At 63.0% G+C, this 26036-nt stretch carries 21 protein-coding genes; 12 read left to right on the top strand and 9 right to left on the bottom strand.

Annotated features, from left to right (window positions below; genetic code table 11):
• Window positions 1–61: 61 nt before the first annotated feature.
• From ccsB to hemL, 6 genes are all read right to left on the bottom strand, one after another.
• Window positions 62–1042 carry a c-type cytochrome biogenesis protein CcsB gene (gene ccsB / locus AC1D75_RS07525; protein ID WP_495514654.1) on the bottom strand — a complete coding sequence of 327 codons (981 nt, stop codon included), beginning with the start codon at window positions 1040–1042 and terminating at the stop codon, window positions 62–64.
• Window positions 1043–1062: 20 nt separating this feature from the next.
• On the bottom strand, window positions 1063–2772 hold the full coding sequence (gene resB / locus AC1D75_RS07520; RefSeq protein WP_495514653.1) for a cytochrome c biogenesis protein ResB: 1710 nt from the start codon (window positions 2770–2772) through the stop codon (window positions 1063–1065).
• Window positions 2769–3587, bottom strand: a complete 819-nt coding sequence (locus AC1D75_RS07515) for a cytochrome c biogenesis CcdA family protein (RefSeq protein WP_495514652.1) — start codon at window positions 3585–3587, stop codon at window positions 2769–2771. Before AC1D75_RS07515 ends, resB begins: the two co-directional genes overlap by 4 nt.
• Window positions 3584–4171 (bottom strand): TlpA family protein disulfide reductase, encoded by a 588-nt coding sequence (locus AC1D75_RS07510; protein WP_495516005.1) that lies wholly within the window; start codon window positions 4169–4171, stop codon window positions 3584–3586. Before AC1D75_RS07510 ends, AC1D75_RS07515 begins: the two co-directional genes overlap by 4 nt.
• A gap of 72 nt (window positions 4172–4243) precedes the next feature.
• Window positions 4244–4870: a histidine phosphatase family protein gene (locus AC1D75_RS07505; RefSeq protein WP_495514651.1), complete on the bottom strand. Its 627-nt coding sequence runs from the start codon at window positions 4868–4870 to the stop codon at window positions 4244–4246.
• Window positions 4870–6186 (bottom strand): glutamate-1-semialdehyde 2,1-aminomutase, encoded by a 1317-nt coding sequence (gene hemL / locus AC1D75_RS07500; RefSeq protein WP_495514650.1) that lies wholly within the window; start codon window positions 6184–6186, stop codon window positions 4870–4872. Before hemL ends, AC1D75_RS07505 begins: the two co-directional genes overlap by 1 nt.
• A gap of 151 nt (window positions 6187–6337) precedes the next feature.
• On the opposite strand from hemL, the gene AC1D75_RS07495 reads away from it, so the two are divergent.
• From AC1D75_RS07495 to AC1D75_RS07485, 3 genes are all read left to right on the top strand, one after another.
• Window positions 6338–6643 carry a hypothetical protein gene (locus AC1D75_RS07495; RefSeq protein WP_495514649.1) on the top strand — a complete coding sequence of 102 codons (306 nt, stop codon included), beginning with the start codon at window positions 6338–6340 and terminating at the stop codon, window positions 6641–6643.
• Between the two features lie 23 nt (window positions 6644–6666).
• Window positions 6667–9069 (top strand): TPR repeat domain-containing protein, encoded by a 2403-nt coding sequence (locus tag AC1D75_RS07490; RefSeq protein ID WP_495514648.1) that lies wholly within the window; start codon window positions 6667–6669, stop codon window positions 9067–9069.
• A gap of 115 nt (window positions 9070–9184) precedes the next feature.
• Window positions 9185–9802: a hypothetical protein gene (locus AC1D75_RS07485; RefSeq protein WP_495514647.1), complete on the top strand. Its 618-nt coding sequence runs from the start codon at window positions 9185–9187 to the stop codon at window positions 9800–9802.
• A 283-nt stretch (window positions 9803–10085) separates the two neighbouring features.
• Here the strand turns inward: AC1D75_RS07485 and AC1D75_RS07480 are convergent, their stop codons facing one another.
• Both AC1D75_RS07480 and AC1D75_RS07475 read right to left on the bottom strand, forming a co-directional pair.
• Complete coding sequence (locus AC1D75_RS07480) at window positions 10086–10769, bottom strand: DUF998 domain-containing protein (protein WP_495514646.1); 684 nt, start codon at window positions 10767–10769, stop codon at window positions 10086–10088.
• 158 nt (window positions 10770–10927) lie between these two features.
• Window positions 10928–12427: a PucR family transcriptional regulator gene (locus tag AC1D75_RS07475; protein WP_495514645.1), complete on the bottom strand. Its 1500-nt coding sequence runs from the start codon at window positions 12425–12427 to the stop codon at window positions 10928–10930.
• A 193-nt stretch (window positions 12428–12620) separates the two neighbouring features.
• On the opposite strand from AC1D75_RS07475, the gene AC1D75_RS07470 reads away from it, so the two are divergent.
• The 7 genes from AC1D75_RS07470 (at window position 12621) to AC1D75_RS07440 (ending at window position 22813) form a co-directional block, all read left to right on the top strand.
• Window positions 12621–14021: an aminobutyraldehyde dehydrogenase gene (locus AC1D75_RS07470; protein WP_495514644.1), complete on the top strand. Its 1401-nt coding sequence runs from the start codon at window positions 12621–12623 to the stop codon at window positions 14019–14021.
• A gap of 2 nt (window positions 14022–14023) precedes the next feature.
• Complete coding sequence (gene gabT / locus AC1D75_RS07465) at window positions 14024–15370, top strand: 4-aminobutyrate--2-oxoglutarate transaminase (protein ID WP_495514643.1); 1347 nt, start codon at window positions 14024–14026, stop codon at window positions 15368–15370.
• 10 nt (window positions 15371–15380) lie between these two features.
• Complete coding sequence (locus tag AC1D75_RS07460; protein ID WP_495514642.1) at window positions 15381–17336, top strand: primary-amine oxidase; 1956 nt, start codon at window positions 15381–15383, stop codon at window positions 17334–17336.
• Window positions 17329–18807, top strand: coding sequence for an NAD-dependent succinate-semialdehyde dehydrogenase (locus AC1D75_RS07455; protein ID WP_495514641.1), 1479 nt, complete (start codon window positions 17329–17331; stop codon window positions 18805–18807). Before AC1D75_RS07460 ends, AC1D75_RS07455 begins: the two co-directional genes overlap by 8 nt.
• 19 nt (window positions 18808–18826) lie before the next feature.
• Window positions 18827–19840 carry an agmatine deiminase family protein gene (locus AC1D75_RS07450; protein ID WP_495514640.1) on the top strand — a complete coding sequence of 338 codons (1014 nt, stop codon included), beginning with the start codon at window positions 18827–18829 and terminating at the stop codon, window positions 19838–19840.
• 209 nt (window positions 19841–20049) lie between these two features.
• The gene (locus AC1D75_RS07445; RefSeq protein WP_495514639.1) at window positions 20050–21075 is read left to right on the top strand and encodes an HNH endonuclease signature motif containing protein; all 1026 of its coding nucleotides are present in this window, start codon (window positions 20050–20052) and stop codon (window positions 21073–21075) included.
• Between the two features lie 322 nt (window positions 21076–21397).
• Complete coding sequence (locus AC1D75_RS07440; RefSeq protein ID WP_495514638.1) at window positions 21398–22813, top strand: purine-cytosine permease family protein; 1416 nt, start codon at window positions 21398–21400, stop codon at window positions 22811–22813.
• A 79-nt stretch (window positions 22814–22892) separates the two neighbouring features.
• Here AC1D75_RS07440 and AC1D75_RS07435 read toward each other — a convergent pair whose 3' ends face one another.
• Window positions 22893–24422 carry a PucR family transcriptional regulator gene (locus AC1D75_RS07435; RefSeq protein ID WP_495514637.1) on the bottom strand — a complete coding sequence of 510 codons (1530 nt, stop codon included), beginning with the start codon at window positions 24420–24422 and terminating at the stop codon, window positions 22893–22895.
• Between the two features lie 117 nt (window positions 24423–24539).
• Between AC1D75_RS07435 and AC1D75_RS07430 the strand changes: the two genes are divergently transcribed.
• Together AC1D75_RS07430 and AC1D75_RS07425 are read left to right on the top strand one after the other, a co-directional pair.
• A complete protein-coding gene (locus AC1D75_RS07430) occupies window positions 24540–25034 on the top strand; it encodes a nucleoside deaminase (RefSeq protein WP_495514636.1) in 495 nt (164 codons plus the stop codon).
• On the top strand, window positions 25031–26008 hold the full coding sequence (locus AC1D75_RS07425; RefSeq protein WP_495514635.1) for an isopenicillin N synthase family dioxygenase: 978 nt from the start codon (window positions 25031–25033) through the stop codon (window positions 26006–26008). The genes AC1D75_RS07430 and AC1D75_RS07425 overlap by 4 nt, the downstream gene beginning before the upstream one ends.
• Window positions 26009–26036: the final 28 nt, after the last annotated feature.

The following is a 26036-nucleotide window of genomic DNA, read 5'->3' as shown; positions in this document are numbered from 1 at the left end:
ACCACCTGATATGCCAAAAGGCGCCCTTGACCAACTGGTCAGGGCGCCTTTTGTGTTGCGATCAGAGTCCGGCGTAGGAGTGCAGGCCCGATACCACCAAGTTGATGATGAACAGGTTGAACAACATCGCCACGAAGCCGGCAATGTTGATCCATGCCGCCGCCGTGTTCCGCCAACCGGCAGTGGCACGCGCATGTAGGTAGGCCGCGTAGATCACCCAGGCGATGAACGAGACCGTCTCTTTGGGGTCCCATCCCCAGAACCGGCCCCAGGCGGCTTCGGCCCAGATGGCACCACAGATGACACCGAGACCGAACAGCGGGAACGCGAACACGACGGTCTTATAGGCGAGACGATCGAGCGTCTGCGCCGACGGCACGCGCTGCAGGATCCGACCCCAGAATCGATCGCTCGGCTCGGGGTACTTCAGCTTCAGCAGGTAAAGGATGCTTGCCACACCCGAGACCAGGAAGACTCCGGATCCGAGTGCGACGATCGAGACGTGGACGGCCAGCCAATAGGACTTGAGCGCCGGGACCACGGGTGCCGCGTTGGTGTAGAGGTAGGTGCCGGCGATGAACAGCAGGATGACAATCGGCAGCAATACGAATCCGAGCAGCGGACGGTACTCACGCTTGCGCAACACCACCAGGGCCGCGATCATGCCTGCGGCACAGCTGATGGAGACGAACTCGTACATGTTGCCCCAGGGCGCCCGGCCGGTTGCGAAACCGCGCAACACGATCGACGCGATCTGCAGCGCAGTCGCCAGGAGCACCACACCGTAGGCCATCTTGGCCAACCGGTCCCCCAGCGGCGCTTTCTCCGCGGCCTGAAGCTTGCCCGGCGTCCGCACGTCATCGGGATCGACCACCGGCGAACCACCGACCGCACCCGCGGCGACGAGCTCGTTCGACTTCTCGAGGGTCTTGTTCTTGGCGGCCAGCGATGCCAGGAACAGGATCATCGCCAGGACGTACACGGTCAGCGCCGTGCCGTACGTCAGGTCGGAAAACCGAGAGAGTGTCTCATCGACGTTCATCAGTCACCTTTTCCCAGCGTTCATTTTTTACGTCCACCTTGTTCTTTGCCACCAGGCTTGTTTTTGTCCGCGTCAGGGGCGATGCCCAACAGATCCGCGACCATGTCGGAAAAGCCTTCGCCCCAGCCCGCCTGATCCGTACGTGCCAGACCAGCCATTTCTACTACAGAGCGTCGCACATCCACCGTAGAGGTGCCATCACCCGGCGGCCCGGTCAAGGGCGTGATCCGGGCCCACACCCGACGACGCTTGATCAACAGTGACACCAACAGGCCGACGAGCATGGCGATCGCGGATACCAGCACCCACTTCTGGGCGGGATCATGCGAGACCTGCAACGACACCCAGCGTTGGAAGCCGTTGAACTGGACGGTCGTGCCGTCCTCGAGTGTGGTCGATTCGCCCATGTTCAGGTTGACGCGCTCCTGCTTGAGCAGGCGTCCCTGGTTGATCAGGTTCACGTCGAGTGTGAAGACGTTCTGTGGTCGTCCGGTGTCGAGGCCGGTGTCGCCCTTGTAGATGTCGATTGCGACCGCAGGGGCTTCGGGTAGCGGGAAGCTCGAGGTCATCAATCCGCCGTGGAAGGTGGCCGTCGGAGCGAACAGACCTTCGATGGCGATCTGATTCTTCCGACGCTCGTCCTCGTTGGGATAGAGCCCGGCGGGGGTGTCGAAGCGGGCCACACCGCTCGACATCATCGTCTGCAGCTCATCCGGCTGGAACGGAACCGTCTGCGTGCGGGTTTCGCCGCCCGGGAACGTGACCGTGAACGTGGGAGCAAAACCATTACCCAGCAGATAGATTCGATCGCCCGCGATCCGCAGCGGATGGTTGACCTTGACGTCGCTCGATTGCCACTCGTCGGTGTCGATGTCGCTGCCGACCTGGTATTTGAGGTCCGCGCTGTACATCTCGGGCTGCCCGCTCGGCAGGAAGTCCGCGTCGAACGACTCCACTTGCAGGCAGAACTCGTTGAGGTTGGTGCCGTCGACCATATTGCCTGCACGGAACGAGTCGTACACCGCGGTCGACGTGTTGCAGAGCCCTTCTTGGCCGTCTGCGACCAGGATGCGGGTGCCCTCGTAGCCGAACATCTTGCCCGCCGCGATCGCGACCAGCAGCGCCAGCAGCGCGAAGTGGAAGAGGAGGTTGCCGCCTTCGCGGAGGTAGCCCTTCTCGGCCGAGACCTCCACGACGGTTGCCACCGACCCGTCGGCTTCCTTGCGCTCGACGGTGCGGGTGGTCTTGCGCCATCCCCGCAGACCGGAGTTGATCTTCGACGCGATCTCGTCGGGTGTGCCGTCGACCTCGTGGCTCTCGTGCCGGGGCAATCGGCCCAGGTTGCGCGGTGCCGGGACCGGACGGGCCCGCAGCGCCTTCGCGTGTTCGATCATGCGAGGCGTCAGACATCCGACGAGCGAGATGAACAGCAGCACGTAGATGGCGGTGAACCAGATGCTCGAGAAGACCTCGTACATCTGGATCTTGTCGAAGAACCGGCCGATGAAACCGTGATCGGCGATGTACTGCTCGGTCTTGAACTCGTTCAGCGACCGCTGCGGCAGGAGCGCCCCGGGTACCGCGGCCAGTGCCAGCAGGAACAGCAGCGCGAGCGCGGTCCGCATCGAGGTCAGTGAACGCCAGGTATTGCGGGCGGGCCACAGCAGGTAACGCTTGAGCGGGCCTGCCCTCGGGACGGGCGGCGGGGTTCTGGTTTCGGTGGCGGTCATATCGGAAGCACCGTGTCCGAGACGAACATGTCCCGAACCCAAACGATGAATTGATCCCACAGTCCGGTCACCAGTGCCACGCCCACGACAACCAGTAGTACACCTCCGAAGATCTGGATGGCGCGAGCGTTTCTGCGCATCCAGCCAACCGCCCGCAAAGCCCAGGCCGAACCGAAGGCCAGAAGGATGAACGGCAGGCCCAATCCGAGGCAGTAGAAGACGATGAGCGTCACACCGCGGGCAGCGGTGGAACCCTCGGTGCCGCTGGCGGTGGTGATGACCGCGGCCAGAGTCGGCCCGAGGCAGGGCGTCCAGCCGAGCGCGAAGACTGCACCCAGTAATGGGGCTCCCACCAGGTTCGACACCAGTCGGGGATGGAACCTGGCGTCGCGCTGCAGCATCGGGATCAGGCCGATGAACACCAGGCCCATGATGATGGTGATCACACCGCCGACACGTTGCAGCAGTTCACGATTGACCACAAAGGCGCTCGTGATCCCGAACACAGAAGCGGTGGCGAGCACGAAGACGATTGTGAATCCGAGCACAAACAGCAAGGCAGCCCCGGTAACCCGTAGGCGTCCGGCTTTCTTCGACTCCACATCGCTCATCGCCGGGGCCTCGGCACCCACCAATCCGGCAAGGTAGGACAGGTAGCCCGGAACCAGGGGCACCACGCAGGGCGAAGCGAACGAGACCAGCCCGGCGAGCATGCACGCCCCGAGCGCCAACAACAGCGGCCCGCTCGAAACGGTCTCCGCGAAGGTGTCACCGACTCCGGCGAGGTGGCTCGAACTCTGGGCTACAAAAGTCATGGGGTATCAGATGTTTCAGCGGCAATCCGCTCGACAACAGGTTGGAGTTCGTCCGCGGTGATGGCTTTGAGGAAGACCGCCGCGGCACGATGCTGACGATCGAGAACAAGGGTGGTCGGGATCACCGAGGTCGGGGTGGTCAACTTCGACAGGGTTCGTCCGTCGTAGTCAAAGATCGACGGGTACGTCACCGCGCGATCGGTGACGAAGTCGCGGGCCGAATCCTTGCGGTCACGAAAGTCGATGCCCAAGAACGCAACACCCGAATCCTTGGTGTTCGCATAGACCTCTTCGAGCGCAGTTGCCTCACCGCGACACGGGCCGCACCACGAACCCCACACGTTGATGACCACAACCTGGCCTGCAAAGTCGGTGAGGTTGATGGTCTTGTCGTCGGACAGCAGATCGGGGCCGGTGAGGTTCGAAACCTTGCCACGCTCCGACGGCGGATCGTAGAAGATGACGGTTTTGCCACCAGGAGAAACGAATTCGAAGTTTTCACCTTGTGCCACGGCGTCGTCGCCGGTGCCGCAGCCGGCGATCACCAGCAGCGTCGCGATCCCAAGGATGCACAACGTGACCATCCGCCAACCAAGCGGTGCCAGTACGCGGGTCCTCCCACGCTCAGGGCCGAGCTCCATCACTGTCTCGCTACCTCAGGCTCCCGTGGCAAGGGGGTCAGAAGCACCGGCCGGCTCCGAATAGACGATGTCCACCAACGCATCCCCGTCGTACATCAAGCTTGTCAGCGACGCCAGCGAGCACTGCCGCTTACGCGGATCGTGCCAAAGGCGTTGGCCTTCAAGGAATCTCCGCAGCGTGTAAACCGGCAGCTGGTGGCTGACACAGACAGCCTCATGGCCCTTGGCCTCTTCGCGGGCCTTGTTGGCGACCGCGAGCATGCGGTGCGCCAACTGGATGTACGGCTCGCCCCAGCTCGGGGTGAACGGGTCACGCAGTTTGATCCAGTGCCGGGGGCGACGCAGCGCACCGTCACCCACCGAGACCCGCAGGCCCTCGAAGGTGTTGTCGGCCTCGATCAGACCTTCGTCGGTGATGATCTCGAGGCCGTGCGCGGCCGCGATCGGAGTCGCGGTTTCCTGCGCCCGCTGCAGCGGGGAGGCGAACACGTGGGTGATGTCGTGGTCGGCCAGGGCATCGGCAACCGTCTGTGCCTGTTTCGCGCCGAGCTCCGACAGGTGAAAGCCCGGCAGTCGGCCATAGAGGATGCCGTCGGGGTTGTGAACTTCCCCGTGCCGCATCATGTGCACGATTGTGCGCATCAGTTCTCCTTCAGGGCCCGCGCAGCGGCGGTCGCAGCAGCCGGGAGTGCCCCGGCTATAACACCGAAAGCATCCTCGTCCAAGGCCGCGGATACAAACCAGGCTTCGAAGGCACTCGGGGGCGGGTAGACGCCGGCGTCGAGCAGAGCGTGGAAGAACGGGGCAAAACGCCAGGTCTCGGTCTTTTTCACGGCCGCGTAGTCGGTGATGGGGGTATCACCGTCTGCGGTGAAGAACACGCTCACGAGGTTGCCCGCGTACTGCACACGGTGGCCGACACCCGCTGTGGTCAATGCGTCCCCGATGAGGGTTCCGAGCTGTTTCGAGTTGGCGTCGAGGGCGGCGTAGACGGCGTCGTCGGCGTGGCGCAGGGTGGCCAGTCCGGCAGCGACCGCCACCGGATTTCCGGACAGGGTTCCGGCTTGGTAGACGGGGCCTGCCGGTGCCAGGTACGCCATGATGTCGGCACGACCACCGAATGCCGCGGCCGGAAGTCCACCGCTCATGACCTTGCCGAAGGTGTAGAGGTCGCCGGCAACGCCCTCGAGGCCGAACCAGCCGGCCTTGCTCACCCGGAAGCCGGTCATGACCTCGTCGATGATCAGGAGCGCACCATCAGCACTGGTGGCGTCCTTGAGGCCCTTGTTGAAGCCTTCGACCGGGGCGACAGCACCCATGTTCCCGGCGGCGGCCTCGGTGATGATCGCGGCGATCTGTCCGGGGTACGCCGCGAATGTCTCACGGACGGCAGCCAGATCGTTGTACGGCAGGACGATGGTGTCCTGGGCCTGGGCGCCGGTGACTCCGGGTGAGGTCGGCAGGCCAAGCGTTGCCACACCTGAACCCGCGTCGGCGAGCAGCGCATCGACGTGGCCGTGGTAGCAGCCGGAGAACTTGATGATCTTGCTTCGCCCGGTGAATCCGCGGGCCAACCGCACCGCCGACATCGTCGCCTCGGTGCCCGAGTTGACCAGTCGGACCTGCTCGACCGGGGCAACCCGCTTGATGATCTCTTCGGCCAACTCGATCTCGGCCTCGGTCGGCGCACCGAACGACAGACCCGTGGTCGCCGCCTTCTGCACGGCCTCGACAACCGCCGGATGGGCGTGGCCCAGGATCATCGGGCCCCAGCTGGAGACCAGGTCGACGTAGCTGTTGCCGTCGGCGTCGGTCATCCGATAACCGGATGCGCTGGAGATGAACCGTGGGGTTCCGCCAACAGAGTTGAAGGCTCGAACCGGCGAGTTCACTCCGCCTGGAATGGCACGGGATGCGCGCTCGAAGAGCTGCGCTGACTGATCGGTGGCATGCGACACGACCTCCAGTGTGGCAAACGCCGGCGCGTGAACCGAAAATGGCGGTTCCTGACGACGCTGACCTGGCCTTTTACGCACCCCAAGCCGCCACCATGGAATTCGCGGTGATCGACTACGCTACGGAAAACCGAATCGAAGCCGGGGGGCATTCATGGGGGAACAGTTCGATGTCGACGAGGTCACCACGATCCACAATGTTGGCAAGAAACTGATCGCGATCGCCGGGAACTTCCGCGATATCAAGGCTGCTCCCGGTTTCGCGGACTGCGGGACAGCAATGCCGAACTCGGCGATCGCCGGATCGTGTGTCGGTAAAGACGAGCTTCTCACCGACCTACTCGGCCGAGCGTCGGGCCGCGTGGAGCAGATCGGCAATGCCTGCATCGACACCGGCAAAGAGGTGATCGACACCGAAGAGGAGTCTGCAGGCGGCTTCCGTGCGATCGGCGAGTTCTGATGGGCCAGCCGACACGGTCAACGGTGAACAGCTGGGACGTTTCCACGCTGCGCACACAAGCCGCCGGTCTGATCGCTGCTGCCGTCACACTCCGCGAGCAAACACAAGCGGTCGTGGACGCGGCACAAGGGGCAGGCAACTGGCACGGGGAATCACAACGCGCATGCGAGGAACGCGCGCTTTCGGACCAGACCGAGATCAACAAACTGGGTTCCGATGTCGATCGCGCGGGGAACATCTTGAACAACACCGCAACTGCGATCGAACCGAACCGGACCACCGCACTGTCCCGCTGCGACGGCCTCGAGCGCGATGGCTTCGCCGTTGCCGACGACTGGACAGTGACCGAAACCCGCGACTACGCAACGGCAATCGCGAACGAAGAGAAAGGGAGCGACACCTACAACAAGCTGGTTGCCATGCGTGACAGCCGAGCAAACGACGCAATCAACGCCACACTTTCGTTGAAAGCACTTGCCGATCAGATGGGCATTGACGATCAAGCCGGCGCCGACGCCCTGGCCAACACATTCGGCAACGCGGAACTCAATGCCCCCATGACTTCTGGACTGTCCCGGCAACAAGCTGCGCGCGACGTGGAAGCAATCTCGAACGGCACTGCGACACCACAACAAAGGGCTCGCTTCGAGGCGGCAACCGACCTGCCACCCGAACAACGCGACGCCCTCATTCAGGGCCGGGATGCGGTGATTGGCAAGGGACAGTTCGAGTATCTACAAGGCATATACACCGAACTCGGGGAAGGTGGGCTTGACGCTTTCACCAAGTTCGGTGGCAACGATCCCGCACTGAAAGCGGCTCTCGCCGACGGACTGCAGATCCTGTCGAACCCACGCGTGCGCACCGACCAACCAATCGATAACTGGTTCAGCAGAACTCTGAATCCCATGGTCGGCCTTCCCACGACTCCCGGTTACATCCGCGGCGGGCTATCACAACTGCCAACCGCAATCCGCGACCCGCTGACGCAACAAGCAGCACGATCGAGCCTGGTGACCTTCAATGCCGGCACCTCGACTTACTCGGTGGTCACCAACGACTTCCCGACCCTGGAGCAACTGGGGGACGTCGCCGATATTCTGAGCCACGGAGACGCAAGCATCCAGCTGGGCAGCGACATAGATCGCGCGCTCATCGTGAGAAGCAGCGAAATTGCAGGCGCTGCAATTGATCCATCGAAGATCTACGGCACCGGCAACGACTACACAAGCACTGCCGAGATCTCGGAAGTGCTGGGTAAGACGACTTCGGTGGCCGGGAACGATCACATTGCCGTGCACGATGCCTTGATGACCGGGCGCGAGGGTGGACCGTCCGCTACATCGTCGATGCCAGACACAATCGACACCGACGGAAACACCAAGAAGTACAACGCAAGCCAAGCAATGACCAACCTACTGTCATATGACTGGCGGGATGGAGCCGGAGCCGCCGATTCCGGCCCGAACAATATATTCAAGTGGATCGGCGATTCCGCCTCCGCACCAGATGGATCATCACCCAACGTGGTCGCCGAATCGTGGCGCGCTGGGGAATCCGGCTCCGAACTCGCCAGAATCATCGCCGAGAACAAGGATTCCTTGATCGACATCAACGGCAATGCGCCAGCGCTCGGAGAAGTCAACCCCGAACTCACGCGAACCCTGGCCGACGCCTTGGCGCCACAAATAGGAGACTTGGCCGGCGCGCCCGATGGAATTTTCACCACGAACGGCGCAGACAAACTCGAGCATTCGGATCAGCTGGAGAGTCTCTTCCAAGTCTTCGACACCGACGCGGAAGCGGGTCGGTCATTCAATACCGCTGCCGCGCAGACGATCAACTATGCCGCCTATGCGTTCGGCGACGATATGAGCCAGAATGAACTTGGCAAAGTAGTGGGTCGAATCGACCACGCCATGCATACCGGACTCGAAGAACAGACGAACGACGACATCAACGATAGCCGCTACGCGGCCACTGTTGAATACGCGAACAAGGGCGGTCTGTTCGACTCCGGAAAAGCCCTCGTCGGTTCCATACCCCTACCTCTTGGCCCCAAGGTGGCACTCGATGTGCTCGCGCCATGGGCGAAATTCGCGGCGATTGGGGAGCCTCTCGACCTCAGTGAAATCAATGCAAACGACAGCTATAAAGAACTCAAGATGCAGCTCGACAATTCCACCAACCCCAGCGAGCAATATATACAAATACTGCAAGCTCAAGCCGATGCTGACCCATCAATTCGGAATGATCCGAGATTTATCCAATATTTCGACGACCAAGGGAATGTCACTCCAGAGTCTGCCGAAATCGATGAATTCGAAGCCCGCGTCAGATCAAACTTGGATAACCAATTCGACGACTACGCAACAGCCCGCACAGAAGGCGATAAAGATGGTTCATGGGACCACCCGAGCTCATAAAATTCTGTTCAGCCTCATAGCCTTGGTAGTCCTGTTTGCTACCAGCTGCACCAACGAAGTGGGTCACTCAGGGCAATCCACTGACGGGACGACAACCAACCAGCAGCCGCCAGGGATGGATATTACATTCCAGTGGATCGAAACGCCAGACTTCGAATTATCCAGCCCTGAAGGAACTTTCGTCCGTGCGTACATAGAATCATATGAGTTGGCGCGCTACATGCGCGATCCAGCGTGGGGGTATCCCGGATTTGAACAGACTTCTCCACCAGAGATTACGAACCTTCTTGAGCACGATTCGATTTCATTCTCATTCGCGGGGACGTTCTTCTACGGGTTGCTCAAGCACCACAAAGATGGAACCACGAATCAATACACGCTCTGCCGGTTCGGGTACTTCACCACCGATATCTCTCCATTCACTCCCGATGGCGTTGATAGCGATCTATGGGAGCCGCGCCCAGTGAACCTGACATTCACGAACATGGGAGATTCCCCTCCGGCCGAACAGTCCGGAAAAAACCGAGCGCCGGTTACCGGCGTATTCGGTGGCTGGCAGGTCACAGATATCGACTTCGTTCCCACCGATCCTGAAACTGGCGATACCCCTGAGTACGCCGAGTGCGCCACAGCGTTCGCGTCGGTCCCTGGGTTACCCAGCGAGAAGCAACAGCAATCGGAGCCTGCTCCGCCTCTCCCACCATCCCCCGGATGGCCAGGGGCTGGATTGTGAAACGCGAAGCGTACAGACTCCGCACAGGCCAGGCGCTGGACTTCTCCAAGGACGGAGCGCTCCCAACTACACGAACCTTCCAAGACAACGACGTTGAGCCACTGCCGCCGTCTCCCGGCTGGCCCGATAACGGGCTACAGATCCCGCTTTGCGGGTCGGCCAACAGGATCAGCAGCGGTTCGGCACTTCGCCAATTCCGCAGACACCGACCCATGAACCGAAAATGGCGGGTTCTGGCACACTGACCTGAGCCTTCGCTCACCCAACCCGGATTTTTCGAAATTCAGCGGTATCGGGCACGAGTACCCGAGGATGCGACCTCGGTCGTTGCGCTCCGGATTGAGCCTGATTCAGACGGCGTGGATCGAGCCAGGGCAAGCGAGTCGAGTGGGCGCCGGAATCGTGCAGAGGCGACCACAACCGCCGGCCACACCAATTCGGCGACCACGGTCACGCGTTCGGCGAGCCCGAGCAGTGCCCCGCCCTGGGTTTCATAGGCGGTCCAACCAAGCAGGAGAAACAGTGTGCTCGACGCCGCGATCGCAGCGGGGACCCGGAGAGCCGCAGGCGCCGCCCTCGACCGGGATACCGCAAGGGCCGGCCACAGCGCCAGCAGAAATGCCGAGACGCACGTTGCCGCGAGGTGGAGTGTTGTTGTCAGGGTGATCGGAAACGCTGCGACCGCCACACCACAGGCACCACCGGAGACCAGAACCACACGGGCGATCGGCCGCACCATGAACAGGCCCAGACCCACCACGATCAGGCAACTCGCGCTCAGTGCGATACCGACCGACATGACCCATTCGGCGCGGTCCGACGTCGCGAGGACGCTCAGTGTCTGACGGGTCGGATTGTGACCTTTGGCCAGCGAATCTGCCGCGACAGCGGTCACGAGTAACACGAACGGGGCCGTTGTCGCCGAGACCCGCGCCCAGCGCGGCACGATCAAACCGCTTGCTTCCACGAAGGTTTCAACCACGGTGGGTGCAGAAATACTCCGCGTTCTGATGTCAGGCGTTGACCAAACCGACATTCGCGACGATCGGTGCCGAACCGATCGGGCCCTCGAGTCCGACATGCCCGAATCGACCTTGATGTCTGAGGGTTTGCCAATCCGTCGCGTCAGCGTGGATCGGACAGCAGGATCAGCAGCAGTTCGGCTCTTGTCCGGGCATCGGTGAGGTCGATGCGAAGTAAACGTTCGATGCGGTCGATCCGGTTGCGGAGTGTGTGTCGATGTACACCGATCGCCACCGCCGCCGGTTCCCATTGACCGTTGGCCTGCAGATAAGCCCGCAGGGTTTCGACGAGATCGCTCCCCTGTTCACGATCGTGGTCGACCAACGGGCCCAGACGAGAAACCCGGGCCCCATTGAGCGCCTTCCGGACCGGATCGAGCGACAACAGAGATCGCTGAGCCAGCAGGTCCACCACTTCACCCTCGGCCGCGACATCCGCAGCCAATCCGGCATGCCGGGCCGATTCGGCGATGTCGTCCACTGCCACAATCGAACCCAGTCCGCCCCGACAACCGCTGCTGCCGACAACTCCGAGGACGGACTCGGCAAAACGGCGCTGGTCCTCACCGCGCAGCAGGACCACGATCTCCTGCCCCACGTGATGTACGAATACCGGGCGCCACCGGGACTGCAGTTCGACGGCAACAGCCAACGCTGCCAGCTTCGCCGCTGCAACACTGTCGAACGTCGCCATCGCAACGCGCACCCGCCCGTCCCGATCGGCAGCTCGCAGCACGATATTGCGGGCAGCGGCCGGGGGTGGTCCTGCCATCGCCATCATCAGCGCGTCGGCATGCAGCGCCTGTTGATCACGCTGTACCTGAAGGGGTTTGGCATGTTCGAGACTGAGCAGTGAGGTCGCGTGCCCGAGCAGGACGCGCTCGAGATCGCCCAATGGCGACACACTCAGTACGGAAAGATAGCCGAATACACTGCCGCCGACACTGATTCGCTGGATCGTTACCGTTTGCTCATCGCTCATCGTGACTCCGCTGGCCGCGTTCGGATCACGCATGATCTCGCTGCGCACCGTCGCCAACTGTTCGGGGCTCAGTACAGCCGGCCGGGAACTGACCAATTCTCGGTCATGATCGAGCAACACGACAACGGCATCGATCGCCTCCCCCAACTCCCGGACCACTGCGGGCATTCCACCGGAGATGACCGCCCTCGTGATCCGCGGTTGCGTATGGGACGCACGGACGAACTGGTCGAATCGCTGTTCGGCGATCCGATCGAGCACTGCTCGCGCGATCGCCGAGAACGGCACCGGCAGCGGCACCTTCAACAGCGGGAGACCGCATTCGTCGGCTGCGTCGATGAGGTCCTGCGGAACGTCGTCGAAACCGAACCCCCCCCCGAATCCGATGCCGGCGACGCCGACTTCACTCAGACCGCGCAGGTAGTCGAATCGCCCCTCCCGTGACTCCGGCAGCCGAAGTCCCGTGGTGAGGAGGAGTTCGCCACCGGAGAGCCACTCCTGTGGCGCCGGGAGTTCCGACGTCAACGCACAATCGATATCCGTGTCGATCCCGGACCGGCCACCGAGCAACGTCAGATCGAGTTCACGCTGTGCGAGCAACCATCGAACCGTTGTGCTCACTGTCGCAACCCCCTGAGTTCGTCTCCCGCACAATGGCCCTGCGACCTGGGATGACCCGAATATCACTGTACAGAATGGCCATATTCCAGCAGATAGCTGGACAACCTGTCAGGATCACGCCCCCGACCCGGCAGCGAACACTGGGTATCGGTAGGAGTTTCCATCCACCCGCAACCGAAAGTGACCTGGTGTCATGGCACACGAGCCCCTGAAGAACTACATCAATGGTGTATTCGTCGCCTCGGATTCGACCGAGACCATCGATCTCATCAACCCCACGGACGAGTCGGTGGTCGGGGTCTCGCCGATCTCGACCCAATCCGACATCGATGCCGCGATGGCTGCCGCCGCACAGGCCTTCAAGACGTGGGGCAAGACCACCCCCAAAGTCCGCCAGAAGGCCCTCCTCGCCCTCGCAGACGCCATCGAGGCGAACTCGGATGCACTCGTGACCGCGCAGGCCCGCAACACCGGACAGCCCGACGATCAGATCGCGGACGAAGAGGTCACCGTCGGCGCCGACCAGATCCGCTTCTTCGCCGGTGCCGCGCGCCTACTCGAAGGCAAGTCCGCAGGCGAATACATGGATGGCTTCACCTCGTACGTCCGTCGCGAACCGGTCGGGGTGATCGCTCAGGTCACGCCATGGAACTACCCGCTGATGATGGCGCTGTGGAAAATCGGTCCCGCGATCGCGGCCGGTAACACCGTGGTCCTCAAACCGTCTGACACCACACCCGAGTCGACGTTGGTCCTCGCCGAGATCTCGAAGGGCATCCTGCCCGACGGTGTGCTGAACGTGATTCTCGGCAACGGCGCCACCGGAGCCTCGATCGTCGGACACAAGACTCCGAGCATGGTCTCGATCACCGGCTCGGTCCGGGCCGGCATCGCGGTCGCGGTGTCTGCTGCGCAGAACCTCAAACGCGCACACCTCGAACTCGGCGGTAAAGCCCCGGCCGTGGTCTTCGCCGACGCGGATCTGGACAAGGCCGTCGACGGTATCGGCGACGCGTCGTTCTTCAACGCAGGCCAGGACTGCACTGCGGTCACCCGCATCCTCGTCCACTCATCGATCCACGACAAGTTCGTCGACGCACTCGTCGACAAGGCCAAGAGCACAACGGTTCCGCCACTCAACAACATCAACCACTTCACAAAGGTCACCTCGATCCTCGACTCCGTACCGCCGCACGCCACCGTGGTCACCGGCGGGAAGCGAAAGGGCGACAAGGGCTTCTACGTCGAACCCACCGTGATCACCGGCGTGGATCAGAAGGACTCCCTCGTTCAGGAGGAGACCTTCGGACCGGTGGTGACGGTGCAGGCGTTCGACTCCGAGGAGCAGGCTCTGGAACTGTCCAACGACGTCAGCTTCGGTCTGGCCTCCAGCGTCTGGACAACCGATAACGCCACTGTGGGACGAATGAGTGCCGGACTCGACTTCGGTTGCGTCTGGGTCAACTGCCACATCCCGCTCGTCGCGGAGATGCCACACGGCGGGTTCAAGAACTCCGGTTACGGCAAGGACCTCTCCAGCTACGGGGTCGAGGACTACACCCGCATCAAGCACGTCATGAGTTCGGTGGAATGAGGATGACAACTGTGAGCGCCAACTACCGTTTGCCCCAGCGACGCAACCTCGTCACCTCGATACCCGGACCGAAATCTGCTGCACTGCAGGGTCGCCGGGCGATGGCGGTGGCGAGCGGGGTGGGTTCGACCGTGCCGGTGTACGCCGCCGACGCGGACGGTGGGGTGATCGTCGACATCGACGGCAACTCGTTCATCGACTTCGGTTCCGGCATCGCGGTGACCACGATCGGCGCCAGCAACTCGGCGGTCGCCGATGCCGTCGCCGAACAGGTCCGCCACTTCTCGCACACCTGCTTCATGATCACCCCGTACGAGGGGTACGTCGCGGTGGCCGAACGCCTCAACCACCTGACACCCGGCGACCACCAAAAGCGCACGGTGCTCTTCAATTCCGGGGCCGAGGCCGTCGAGAACGCGATCAAGGTGGCACGCTTGGCGACCGGGCGCGATGCGGTGGTGGCATTCGATCACGCCTACCACGGCCGCACGAATCTGACCATGGGTCTGACTGCCAAGACGATGCCCTATAAACACGGGTTCGGTCCATTCCCCCCGGAGATCTACCGGGTGCCGACCTCGTATCCGTACCGCGACGAACTCGACGGCCCCACCGCGGCCTCCCGGGCGATCTCGCAGATGGACAGCCAGATCGGCGCCGATCAGATCGCCGCGATCATCATCGAACCCTTGATGGGCGAGGGCGGATTCATCGTCCCGGCACCGGGTTTCCTGCCGGCCATCGCGGACTGGGCCCGCGCGAACGGAATCGTGTTCATCGCCGACGAAGTGCAAAGCGGCTTCGCCAGGACCGGAGCCTGGTTCGCCAGCGAACACGAAGGCCTTGTCCCTGATCTGGTCACCATGGCAAAAGGTATTGCAGGCGGTATGCCGTTGTCCGCGTTGACCGGTCGTGCCGATTTGCTCGACGCCGTGCATGTCGGTGGACTCGGCGGCACCTACGGCGGCAATCCGGTGGCCTGTGCGGCGGCACTTGCAGCGCTCGACGTCATGGCCGAACTGGATCTACCCGGGCGGGCGCGGGACATCGAGGCCATCGCCGGAAGCCGTTTGCAGGCAATGGCATCGGTGACCGAGGAAATCGGCGAAGTACGCGGACGCGGCGCGATGCTGGCCATCGAGCTCGTTCACCGCGATGGCAAGAAACCGTACCCTGAACTCGCCAAAGAGTTGGTCGCCGCCTGCCTCGCCAAGGGCGTGGTGCTGCTCTCGTGTGGCACCTACGGCAACGTGATCCGTCTGCTCCCGCCGCTGGTGATCAGCGACGAACTGCTGCACGACGGCCTCGATGTCCTCGAAGACGCCCTCAACGAACTCACCAGCCGCTAGGAGCAATCGCGTGTCAACAAAAACAACGTTCCACCCGCTCGATCCGCTGCGGGAAGACGAGTTCAGGGCCACTGCAGCTCTGTTGCAACGTGACCAGGGTGTCGGCGATGGCTGGCGATTCAACTCCATCGAACTCCTCGAACCGAGCAAGGCCGACCTTGCCACCTATGCCGGCGGCGGCCCCGCCCCAGCACGCAAGGGCGTCGTCACCTGCCTGGACAGCGGCCGTAACGCCACCTACAAGGCGGTGGTCTCCCTGACCGACGACACCGTCGAATCCTTCACTCACATCCCGGGTGTGCAACCGAACTTCACCGTCGACGAGTTCGAGGAGTGTGATGAGGTTCTGCGCAAGCATCCGGATGTGATTGCGGCACTGGCCAGTCGGGGTATCACCGATCTCGATCTCGTGTTCATGGACACCTGGACCTACGGCGATGCGGTGGCTCCGGAGAAGTATCGGGAGCGGCGGATCGGATGGTCCGACACCTGGGTCAAAGGTGAGGCCGGCGCCAATCCGTATGCCCATCCGGTCAGCGGTCTGCACTGCGTCATCGACCTGAACACGATGGAACTGCTCGAGATCGAGGACACCGGCGGTGTGGAACCCCCCGAGGTGATGGGCGAATATGTCCCGGCCCGTATCCCGGAGCGCCTGCGCGCCAAATCGACACGGGAGCCACTCAAACCGCTGGAGATCACCCAGCCCGAAGGGCCATCATTCACCCTCGACGGAAATCTGTTGACGTGGCAGAACTGGTCTCTGCGAGTTGGTTTCAACCACCGCGAGGGTATGACGCTGCACACGATCAGCTACAACGATTGTGGTCGCGAGCGGTCGGTGGCGCATCGGCTGTCATTCGCCGAGATGATGGTCCCCTACCGGGATCCATCCGAAGATCATTACCGTAGAACGGCATTCGACATCGGCGAGTGGGGTTTGGGCTTCATGACCACCTCGCTGGAACTCGGCTGCGATTGCCTCGGTGAGATCCGGTACCTCGATGCGGTCCTGCACAACAGCAAGGGCGAGCCGTACACCATCAAAAATGCCATCTGCATTCATGAAGAAGACAACGCCGTGCTCTGGAAACACGTCGATCACGACGCCGGCGCCGAGGTCCGGCGCATGCGCAGGCTCACGGTGTCCTTCCATGTCACGGTGGCGAACTATGAGTACCTTGTCTACTGGCGCTTCTACCAGGACGGCAACATCGAATGCGAGGTCCGCGCCACCGGGATCATGGTGACCACACCGATCGCACCCGGTGCGGCTCACCCCAACGGCACGCTCGTGGACGAACGGACCTACGCGCCGTACCACCAGCACTTCCTGACCGCCCGGCTGGATCTCGACGTGGACGGGACCGAGAACACCGTCTATGCCAGCGAAACCGAGATCGAACCGATGGGTCCCGGCAATCCGTACGGGCTGGCGTTGGTCCAGCGCAACACCCCACTGCGCACGGAAGACGAGGGCAAACAGGACATGAACTGGGCGACTCAGCGCGCCTGGAAAGTGGTGAACACCAACACCACCAACGGCCTGGGAACCCACCCGTCGTACAAACTTGTTCCCGGCGACGCCATCCCGGCGATGTTCGATCCCGCCTCCCCGATCTTCCAGCGGGCACAGGTCATCGGGCACACCGTCTGGGTGACGCCGAACCATCCCGACGAGCGCTGGCCGGCAGGCGAATTCGTGAACCAATCGGCCGCCGACACCGGACTCGGTGAATGGACCAAGGCCAACCGAAGCATCGACAACACCGACGTGGTCCTCTGGTACACCTTCGGTGTCCACCACATCACCCGGCCGGAGGACTGGCCCATCATGCCCGCCGACACGGTGTCGTTCTGGCTCAAACCTTTTGGCTTCTTCGACCGCAACCCGTCACTGGACGTCGAACCGAGCCCCAGTTCACACTGCTCAACCGAAACCACAGGAGGCCACTGCCATGACTGAGAACACCACCGACCCCATCGCCGACTTCCGCGGCCTGCTGGGCACAGTTCCCGCCGGGCTGTGGATCAACGGCAAGTCGGTCGACTCGTCGAACGGCGAGACCTTCCCCGTCGCCGACCCGGCCACCGGCACCACCCTGCTGCAGATCGCCGACGCGACCCCACACGATGCCAATACCGCTTTGGAGAGCGCACTCTCGGTCGCTGACGAATGGGCCGGCACCGCGCCCCGGGTCCGCTCGGAGATCCTGCGATCGACATTCGAGTTGATCCGCGAGAACGCCGACGACATGGCGCTGATCATGACGCTGGAGATGGGCAAGGCCCTGGCCGACTCGAAGGCGGAGATCAACTACGGCGGTGAGTTCTTGCGCTGGTTCGCCGAAGAAGCGGTACGAATCGCCGGTCGCTTCACACAGTCGCCCGCCGGCACCGGCAACATCCTGGTGAAGCACGCGCCCGTGGGCGTCGCCCTGGCGATCACGCCGTGGAACTTCCCGCTGGCCATGGGAACTCGCAAGATCGGTCCCGCGCTCGCTGCCGGTTGCACCATACTGGTCAAACCTGCAAAAGAAACCCCGCTCACGATGTTGTACCTCGCGAAGCTACTGAGCGAGGCCGGACTGCCCGACGGCGTACTCGCAGTGCTGCCGACCAGTAAGGCAACCGATGTCACCGAGCCACTGATCGCCGACCCCCGGGTCCGCAAGATCAGCTTCACCGGTTCGACCGAAGTTGGTCGCACGCTGCTCGGCGATGCTGCTGCAAATGTCCAACGGACCTCCATGGAACTCGGCGGCAACGCACCTTTCCTGGTCTTTGCCGATGCCGACCTCGAACTTGCGGTCGAAGGTGCCTTTGCTGCCAAGACCCGCAACGGCGGCGAGGCCTGTACCGCGGCCAATCGCTTTCTGGTACACGAAGATATCGCCGAAGAGTTCACGACAGCCCTGGCCGCGAAGATGAAAGCGATGGTGCTCGGCCCGGGTTACGACCCGAAGACGACCCTGGGACCGATGGTCAACAGCAAACAGCAGCAGTCCATTGCCACCGCCGTGTCCGACGCGGTGGCAGCCGGAGCGCGGGTTCGCCTCGGCGCCGATCCGGCCGATGACGCCGGATGCTTCTACCCGGCGACCGTGCTCGACCAGGTTGCCGCAGACGCCGAGATCGCCAAGAACGAGATCTTCGGCCCCGTTGCCGTGATCAGCACATTCACCACAGAGACCGAGGCCATCGACGCAGCGAATTCCACCGAATTCGGCTTGGCCGCATACCTTTACACCACCGACCTCGACCGCGCACTGCGCGTGGCCGACAAGGTAGAATCCGGCATGGTGGGTATCAACCGGGGTGTGATCTCCGACGTCGCCGCGCCGTTTGGCGGCGTCAAACAGTCCGGCATCGGGCGCGAAGGTGGCTCCGAGGGTATCTACGAGTATCTGACCACGAAGTACATCGCACTGACCTAGCCCCGACGAGGAGCATCCGATGAGCAACTGGCACATGCCCGCGGAAAGCGCTCCGCAGGACAGGGTCTGGATGGCCTTTCCGGTCCAGGGTTATTCGCTGGGTGACACCACGGTGGCTCGTGACGCCGCCCGCAGCACCTGGGCCGCCGTCGCCCACGCCGTCGTGGAGTTCGAACCGGTCACGATGATCGTCGACCCCGGCGAGATCGGTCCGGCCCGCGATTACCTGTCGTCCGAGATCGAGATCATCGAGGCACCGCTGAATGATGCGTGGGCACGCGACATCGGGCCGACGTTTGTCCTCGACGACAACGGTCGCCTCGGCGCGGTCGACTGGGTCTTCAATGGCTGGGGTGCGGCCGAGTGGGCACGGTGGGACAAGGACCAGCACATCGGAAAACTCATCGCCGAGCGCGCCGGCGCCGAACTCATCGATTCGCCAATGATCAATGAGGGCGGCGGCATTCAGGTCGATGGGACAGGAACCGTCCTGGTCACGGAGTCGGTGCAGCTCGGCGACGGGCGTAACAGCACGTGGACCAAAACGCAGGTCGAGGCCGAGCTTGCCCGGACCATCGGGGCCGACCGCGCGATCTGGTTGCCACACGGCCTCACTCGTGACAACGAGAAGTTCGGCACCCGTGGGCACGTCGACATCGTGGCCGCGATGCCGTCACCGGGGGTGGTGCTGGTGCACGATCAACGGAACCCGAACCATCCCGACTTCGCCGTCAGCAAGCAGATCAAGGCCACCATCGCCGCCGCCGAACCCGGCTGGGAGATCATCGACATACCGGCGCCCACCGTCCTGACCGACGACGAAGGACCGGTCGACTACAGCTACATCAACCACCTCGTCCTCAACGGTGCCGTCATCGCCTGCAGCTTCGGCGACCCCAACGATCACGAGGCCGCGGAGATACTCGGCGACGTCTACCCTGGCCGGACAGTGCGAACCATCGATGCTCGGCCCCTCTTCGAACGCGGTGGCGGCATCCACTGCATCACCCAGCAACAGCCATCCCTCCGCTAGTTGCGCTCACCGATCGCCCATCTACTTCGTCAGGCTATCGAAAGATGTTGTAGCCGAACGACATCCGATTGGCTACACCCTTGCGAACACACGTTCGATTGAGTACGGTGGAGTCAGTCGACCACAAGTACGACGTATCTGACGCCTTCCCCGCAGAGACACTCCGGTCGACGCCCCCGGTTTGTTCTCTCCTTGGAAGGTGCTGTGCTATGCGACTTCTCGAGATGGACGACGATTTGGTTGATCTGGTCTTACCCGATGATCCAACTGTGACGCTGGGTATGGCGAAGGATCTGATCACCCTGCGTAACGCGACGGAGCATCAACTCGCGGTGTGCGCCGCGGTGATCGACGAGTCAGGCATCGCCTGTAAGGCCGGCTCGACCACATCAAAGTTGTTGCAGGCCAACGGTGCTGCACCAGTATCGGCGTACCGCTGGTTACGCATCAGCGCAGGCTTGATGGGTCTGGATCGTACTGCCGGCTATTCACCGGACGGGTCCAGGGACACCGGTGGTCCACCACCGGCTGAGGACCGGTCGCTGAACAGTCTGGAGTATGCAGTCCGTGAGGGTCGCTGTGTCGGCACGTTCGATGTTGATGCGGTGATCGGGGAAAAGTTGTTCTCCGCGTTGGACTTCTGGTCCAAAACGCGTCCCGAACCGGCCGGTTCGGATGACGGTCGAAGCGCCACCCAACGCCGAGCTGATGCGCTGCACCAACTTCTGGATTGCGGTGGTGGACAGACGTTGGTGTCGGCGCCGCGGACCGAGGTGATGGTGACCGTGCCCGCCGATCATCCCGAGGCTGCCTCGTTGCCCTGGATGGGTCCGGTCACCGAAGCGACCGCCGCGATGTTGGCGTGCGATTCGTCGATCACCTCGATCACTCTCGACGGGGAGCAAGTCCTCATCGATCTGAGTCCGCCGAAACGTCTGTTCAAGGGTTTGGTCCGCAAGGCGATCATCATCCGTGACACCTGCTGCATCAAGTGTGGGGCCAAGTCCGGTTGGTCGGACTGCCACCACATCGTGCACTTTGTCGATGGCGGCCTCACCACTCTGGAAAACGGGTCCCTGTTGTGCCGCACCTGCCATATGGCGGTGCACAACACCGACTGGGACGTGATCATGGGCTCCGACGGCCATCCGTGGCTGATCCCGCCCGCCGGTATCGATCCGCAGCGAAAACCGTTACCGGCCTATAACCGGCGAACCCTCACCCTCGCCGCCTGACCCAACACTCCACCACCGTCACCACTTCTCCCCCACCAGCGCACCCGAGATCTTGTCGGGACCGCGCACGCATCTTTGACAACTCCATAGTGTGAAACGCGCGGTGCTGCCGCCCACGAAGTCAGTCCAGCCGGCCGGATGAAGTCCGCTCCAGGTAGCCGGATGAAGTCCGCTCCAGATGAATTGACGGGTTGCGGCGGCAGCACCATGGCAACCGGCTGGTCGTTTGCCTACCGATTCGGACAATCCGACTGCCGAATCGGTAATCCCAACCGACGAAATGTCAGTTGCAGCTTGCTCCTGCGCGGGAGACTGTTGCGCAATGACATCCACGACGCCCCGCACCACTCCGGAACCGGAGACTGCATCGGGCACCTACGGCGACAAAGTTCTCGCAGTGGAGCCGGGTGGTAACGAGTTCATCCCGCTTGAGGCACGCCATGGCAAGCCCCGCGGCCTGTTCTGGACCTGGACCGCCCCCAACCTGGAATTCGCCACCATCTTCCTGGGCATACTCGCGGTGCTCTACTTCGGTTTGACCTTCTGGCAGGCCATCGCCGCGATGGCACTGGGCAATCTGCTCGGCGCCGCGGCCCACTTCCTGTTGTCCGCGCGCGGCCCGCTTCACGGTGTGCCACAGATGGTGCTCGGCCGCTTGGGCTTCGGGTACCGAGGCAACATCGTCCCGGCATCCTTCATGGCGGTGATGTGTGGCATCGGCTGGTTCGCAACCAACAGCGTGAGCGGCGCACTGGCCCTCAACACACTCATCGGCGTGCCGTCGGCGATCGCGCTGCTCATCATCGTGCTCCTGCAGACGAGCTTCGCGTTCTTCGGGCACAACCTGGTCCAGAGGTTCGAACGGGCTGCCGCACCGGTCCTTGCGGTCATCTTCGTTATCGCAGGCATCTTCATCTTCAGTGAAGCCGACCTTTCGATGCCGTCATTGGGCGAGAGCGGCGGTACCCTCGGCGGATTCCTGCTGACCGTCGGCGCAGCCTTCGGATACACCGCAGGCTGGACGCCCTATGCTGCCGACTTCACCCGCTACCTTCCGGCGAATGTATCCAGGCTCCAGACCGGATTCTTCGCATCCAGCGGCCTGTTCATCTCCACCACCGTTCTGATGGCGATCGGCGCGGCATCGGTCACGATCGGCTTCGACGCCGACCTCAACTACACCGACGCGTTCACCTCGTCGATGCCTTCGGTCGTTGCCAACCTCACCTTGCTGGCGATAGCCGTCGGCGCCGTGGCGGCCAACGCGATCAACCTCTACTCGGGCGCGATGGCCTTTGTGACAATGGGATTCAAGTTCTCGGTCGGTATCCAGCGCGCTCTGGTCACCGCGGTCTTCGGAGTGGTCGGATTCCTCGTCGCCTGGTGGGCCCTCGCCGATGCCGCGGCGAACTATGAGACGTTCCTGCTGATCGTCGCCTATTGGATCGGACCGTGGTTGGGCATCGTGTTCGCCGACCAACTGCTGCGCCGAAACCGGCCCATCGCCGGATTCCTCTACGACTCCAAATACTCCAACTGGGGTGGACTCTTCACCTTCCTGGTCGCCCTGGTGGTCTCGGTGTTGCTGTTCGGCAATCAGGAACGCTGGGTCGGTTACGTGGCCGATGCTGTGCCGGAACTCGGTGACATCGCCTTCTTCGTCGGATTCATCATTGCTTTCTTCGGCTACATCCTGTTGTGCAGCAAGAAGATCAACAAGGACTACCAGGCAGTCTGATCAACCCCCGCCCGTTGATCTGACAGTTGATGACCCGAGCCGCTGATCACCCCTCGAACTGCTCCACAAGTGGTTCTGATCAGTCGGCTCTGCGACGGCCCTGTGCGCGATGAGCGCACAGGGCCATCAACAATCCCGGATAGGTTTGCGGCGCAGTGAAATCGAATCCGACCAGACCTCGGATACGTTCGAGGCGCTGATACAGACTCTGCCGCCCCAGATTCAGCGCCGCCGCCGACCGGGTGGCGCTGCACCCGTTCCGCAGATGCACTTCGAGGGTGTGGATCAACTCCGAGCCGTGGTCGTTGTCCCAGGCGATCACCGGGCCGAGCGCTGCGGCGGCCAACTCCGACCGGACGCCATCCGGCAAGGTCTCCACCGCCAGGTCCGCGGCCAGCGCCCGGACCGACGTCACCGCATCGGAGTGTGAACCCGACCGCCGATCGGCCACCGCGAGCGACAATGCATGGCGCACCCGCACCAGCGCCGACGAGAGTTCGTGCGCATCAAGGCGGCAGGGATCGCCCACCACCACTGTCGCCGCGCCGGAGCCGCCTGCATACGCACCCACGATCTCGGTGACGGCATCGCGATCGAGTCTCGACGGGGCGATCAGGGCGTACGCGGTCGCATGTACCTGCGCGTGCATCGACTGCGCCGAGATCCTTTTGGCGGCAGAGGCACTCAGCTGTGAGGCCATCCGCGGTGTCGGGACATCAACCGCGACAGGAACAATCCGGGCGGAGGCCGACGGCCGAAAACCTGCGGCCCCCAACCGCATCATCAGATCGGATCGCCGATCGATACGGGCGTCGAGCAGATCCGAGATCAACGACGACGCGGCCCGATGCGGAAGTCCACCGAGCTCCCGCGACAACGAAAGCGTCACTCCGAGGGGCCCTGCCCCGAGCTCGAGCATGCTGACCAATCCGGCCCGATCCAGTGGCGATCCGGGACCGGCGACCAGCGTTGCGAGAACCTCCCCTCGCATCCCCACCGGAACCGATGCCACCTGCGCATCCACCGCCTGCCACGCCGAATGGTCGTCGTCGACGCCCTCGGCGGCCATCAGCGCGTTGCCGCTCCCGAGCAGCACAAGGGGGCAACCAGCCGCGGCCGCAATACGTTTCAGCATCGCAGGCGCACCGTTGCCCGCCGCCATCTCGGTGTGCAACGCGGTACCCAGCTCACTGCGCCGGCGCAACAGGGCAACCTCGCCCGAGACCAGATCTGTGTTGGCAGACCGGCACAGGTCGATGAACGGGATCACCGTGCGCAGGGCGATCAACGGAAAGTGCACGGTCGAGGCCTCGCGCACCATCTCGTCGGGCACCTCGTCAAAGGTCCGGCCCATTTCGATCGCGACGCCGGCAACCTTGCGTTGCGCGAGTTCCCGGATGTAGTGCCGACGCGTGCCTGCATCGACCCCGGCCAGTCCGAGGCCCGTGGTCAACAGCAGTTCTCCGCCCGACAGCAGCGGCCCGATCTCGAAGATCTCACTCGAGTGCACCCACCGGACCTCGTTGTCGAGGCCGTCATAGCCGCTCAGCACCTGCGGATCGGCAGCTGCTAGATGCCGGTCGAGCACGTCACGCAATGTCAGGACCATGGCGTCCCTTTCTCAGGCGATCGACTTAGGGACCAGACGAAATGCACGCCGGTCAGCATTGCTACCGGGACACTATGTCAGTTGCCGCGGTGACGCATCACGGGCACCGTTGCTGGCATGACGACATCCCTCGATGTTTCCCCGACCACCCTGCTCGAGATTGCGTACGCCGAAGCCCGACAGGGCCTGACCGAAGGCGGGATCCCCATCGGAGCGGCTCTGTTCGCCGCCGACGGGACGCTCCTCGGCCGCGGCCACAACCGTCGGGTACAAAACGACGATCCCTGCGTCCACGGCGAAACCGACGCGTTCCGCAATGCCGGTAGGCAGACCGACTATCGGTCGACGATCATGGTCACCACGCTGTCACCGTGCTGGTACTGCTGCGGCCTGATCCGGCAGTTCAACATCGGGACCGTGATCATCGGCGAGAACACCACATTCCGCGGCGGCGAGGACTGGCTGATCGAGAACGGCGTCTCGGTGACCGTGCTCGACGATCCCGACTGCGTGTCGATGATGTCGGAGTTCATCGACCTCAACCCGCTCCTGTGGAATGAAGACATCGGTGTTGCCGATGACACGGAGACATCAAAGGAGAGCATGTCGTGAGCAGTCCCATTCTGACTGTTGACATCTCGCAGTGGCGCTCCGGCGGCGAAGCAGCCGATGCACTGTGCGCGGCCGTGGACAAGAGCCTGCAACAGGCCGGATTCCTCCTGGTCACCGGACACGGCATCGACCCGGAACTCCCCGCCGCACTGCGGGCGGCGGCACGCGAGTTCTTCGCGCTGCCAACCGAAGTGAAAGAAAAGTACGCCGTCGCGGTGGGTGGCCGCGGCTGGATCGGTCCCGGGATGGAGGCCAACGGATACGCCGAAGGCACCGAGACCCCGCCGGATCTGAAGGAGACCTACAACTGTGGCGCGCAGACGCCGGTAGGCGATCCGGAGGTCGACGCCCTGTGGTTCCCGCCGGACCTCTGGCCGCAGGAGGTCCCGCGCCTGCACGAGTTGTTCGTGGACTACTGCAAGCAGATGAAGTCCCTGTCTGACGACCTGCTGGATCTGATGGCCGCCTCGCTGGGCCTGACCGGTGAGGCCAATCCTTTTCTCGGCCGGACAAATCTCGCAACATGGACCTCGAACATCAACCACTACCCCGCGATCACCGAGACCGGGCCGGTCGAAGACGGTCAGTACCGGATCGGCCCCCACACCGACTTCGGCACGGTGACCGTCCTCGACCGCGAGCCGGGCGCCGGCGGACTGCAGGTCTACAGCACCGAAGGCGGATGGGCTGACGCGCCATACGATCCGTCCGCGCTGACGATCAACATCGGCGATCTCCTCGAATACTGGACCGGAGGTCGTTGGCCGGCCGGACGTCACCGCGTCCTGCCACCGCAGGCCGATGCCCCGGATGAGGACCTCGTCTCGCTGATCTTCTTCTATGAGGCCAATCACGACGCCGTGGTGACGCCCCTGGAACCACCGATCGGCGCGGAGTCCGGGCGACCACCGGTCATCTCGGGTGATTTCATCCTCGAACGGCTCGACGCCATCACGATCGTCCCCGCTACGTGATGGGGACTCAGTGGTGATGCGGGGTTGA

The organism is Williamsia sp. Y712 (genome assembly GCF_059445525.1).
Note: the sequence above shows the minus strand (reverse complement) of the source record. Positions and strands in the feature narration are given on the sequence as shown.

Excerpts from the sequence above, each read along its gene's own strand:
- AC1D75_RS07515 (WP_495514652.1), bottom strand. The coding sequence starts at position 3,587 with ATGACTTTTGTAGCCCAGAGTTCGAGCCACCTCGCCGGAGTCGGTGAC.
- AC1D75_RS07470 (WP_495514644.1), top strand. The coding sequence starts at position 12,621 with ATGGCACACGAGCCCCTGAAGAACTACATCAATGGTGTATTCGTCGCC.
- AC1D75_RS07495 (WP_495514649.1), top strand. The coding sequence starts at position 6,338 with ATGGGGGAACAGTTCGATGTCGACGAGGTCACCACGATCCACAATGTT.
- resB (WP_495514653.1), bottom strand. The coding sequence starts at position 2,772 with ATGACCGCCACCGAAACCAGAACCCCGCCGCCCGTCCCGAGGGCAGGC.
- gabT (WP_495514643.1), top strand. The coding sequence starts at position 14,024 with ATGACAACTGTGAGCGCCAACTACCGTTTGCCCCAGCGACGCAACCTC.
- ccsB (WP_495514654.1), bottom strand. The coding sequence starts at position 1,042 with ATGAACGTCGATGAGACACTCTCTCGGTTTTCCGACCTGACGTACGGC.
- AC1D75_RS07510 (WP_495516005.1), bottom strand. The coding sequence starts at position 4,171 with ATGGTCACGTTGTGCATCCTTGGGATCGCGACGCTGCTGGTGATCGCC.
- AC1D75_RS07450 (WP_495514640.1), top strand. The coding sequence starts at position 18,827 with ATGAGCAACTGGCACATGCCCGCGGAAAGCGCTCCGCAGGACAGGGTC.
- AC1D75_RS07505 (WP_495514651.1), bottom strand. The coding sequence starts at position 4,870 with ATGCGCACAATCGTGCACATGATGCGGCACGGGGAAGTTCACAACCCC.
- AC1D75_RS07445 (WP_495514639.1), top strand. The coding sequence starts at position 20,050 with ATGCGACTTCTCGAGATGGACGACGATTTGGTTGATCTGGTCTTACCC.
- AC1D75_RS07455 (WP_495514641.1), top strand. The coding sequence starts at position 17,329 with ATGACTGAGAACACCACCGACCCCATCGCCGACTTCCGCGGCCTGCTG.
- AC1D75_RS07435 (WP_495514637.1), bottom strand. The coding sequence starts at position 24,422 with ATGGTCCTGACATTGCGTGACGTGCTCGACCGGCATCTAGCAGCTGCC.
- AC1D75_RS07440 (WP_495514638.1), top strand. The coding sequence starts at position 21,398 with ATGACATCCACGACGCCCCGCACCACTCCGGAACCGGAGACTGCATCG.
- AC1D75_RS07430 (WP_495514636.1), top strand. The coding sequence starts at position 24,540 with ATGACGACATCCCTCGATGTTTCCCCGACCACCCTGCTCGAGATTGCG.
- AC1D75_RS07485 (WP_495514647.1), top strand. The coding sequence starts at position 9,185 with ATGGATATTACATTCCAGTGGATCGAAACGCCAGACTTCGAATTATCC.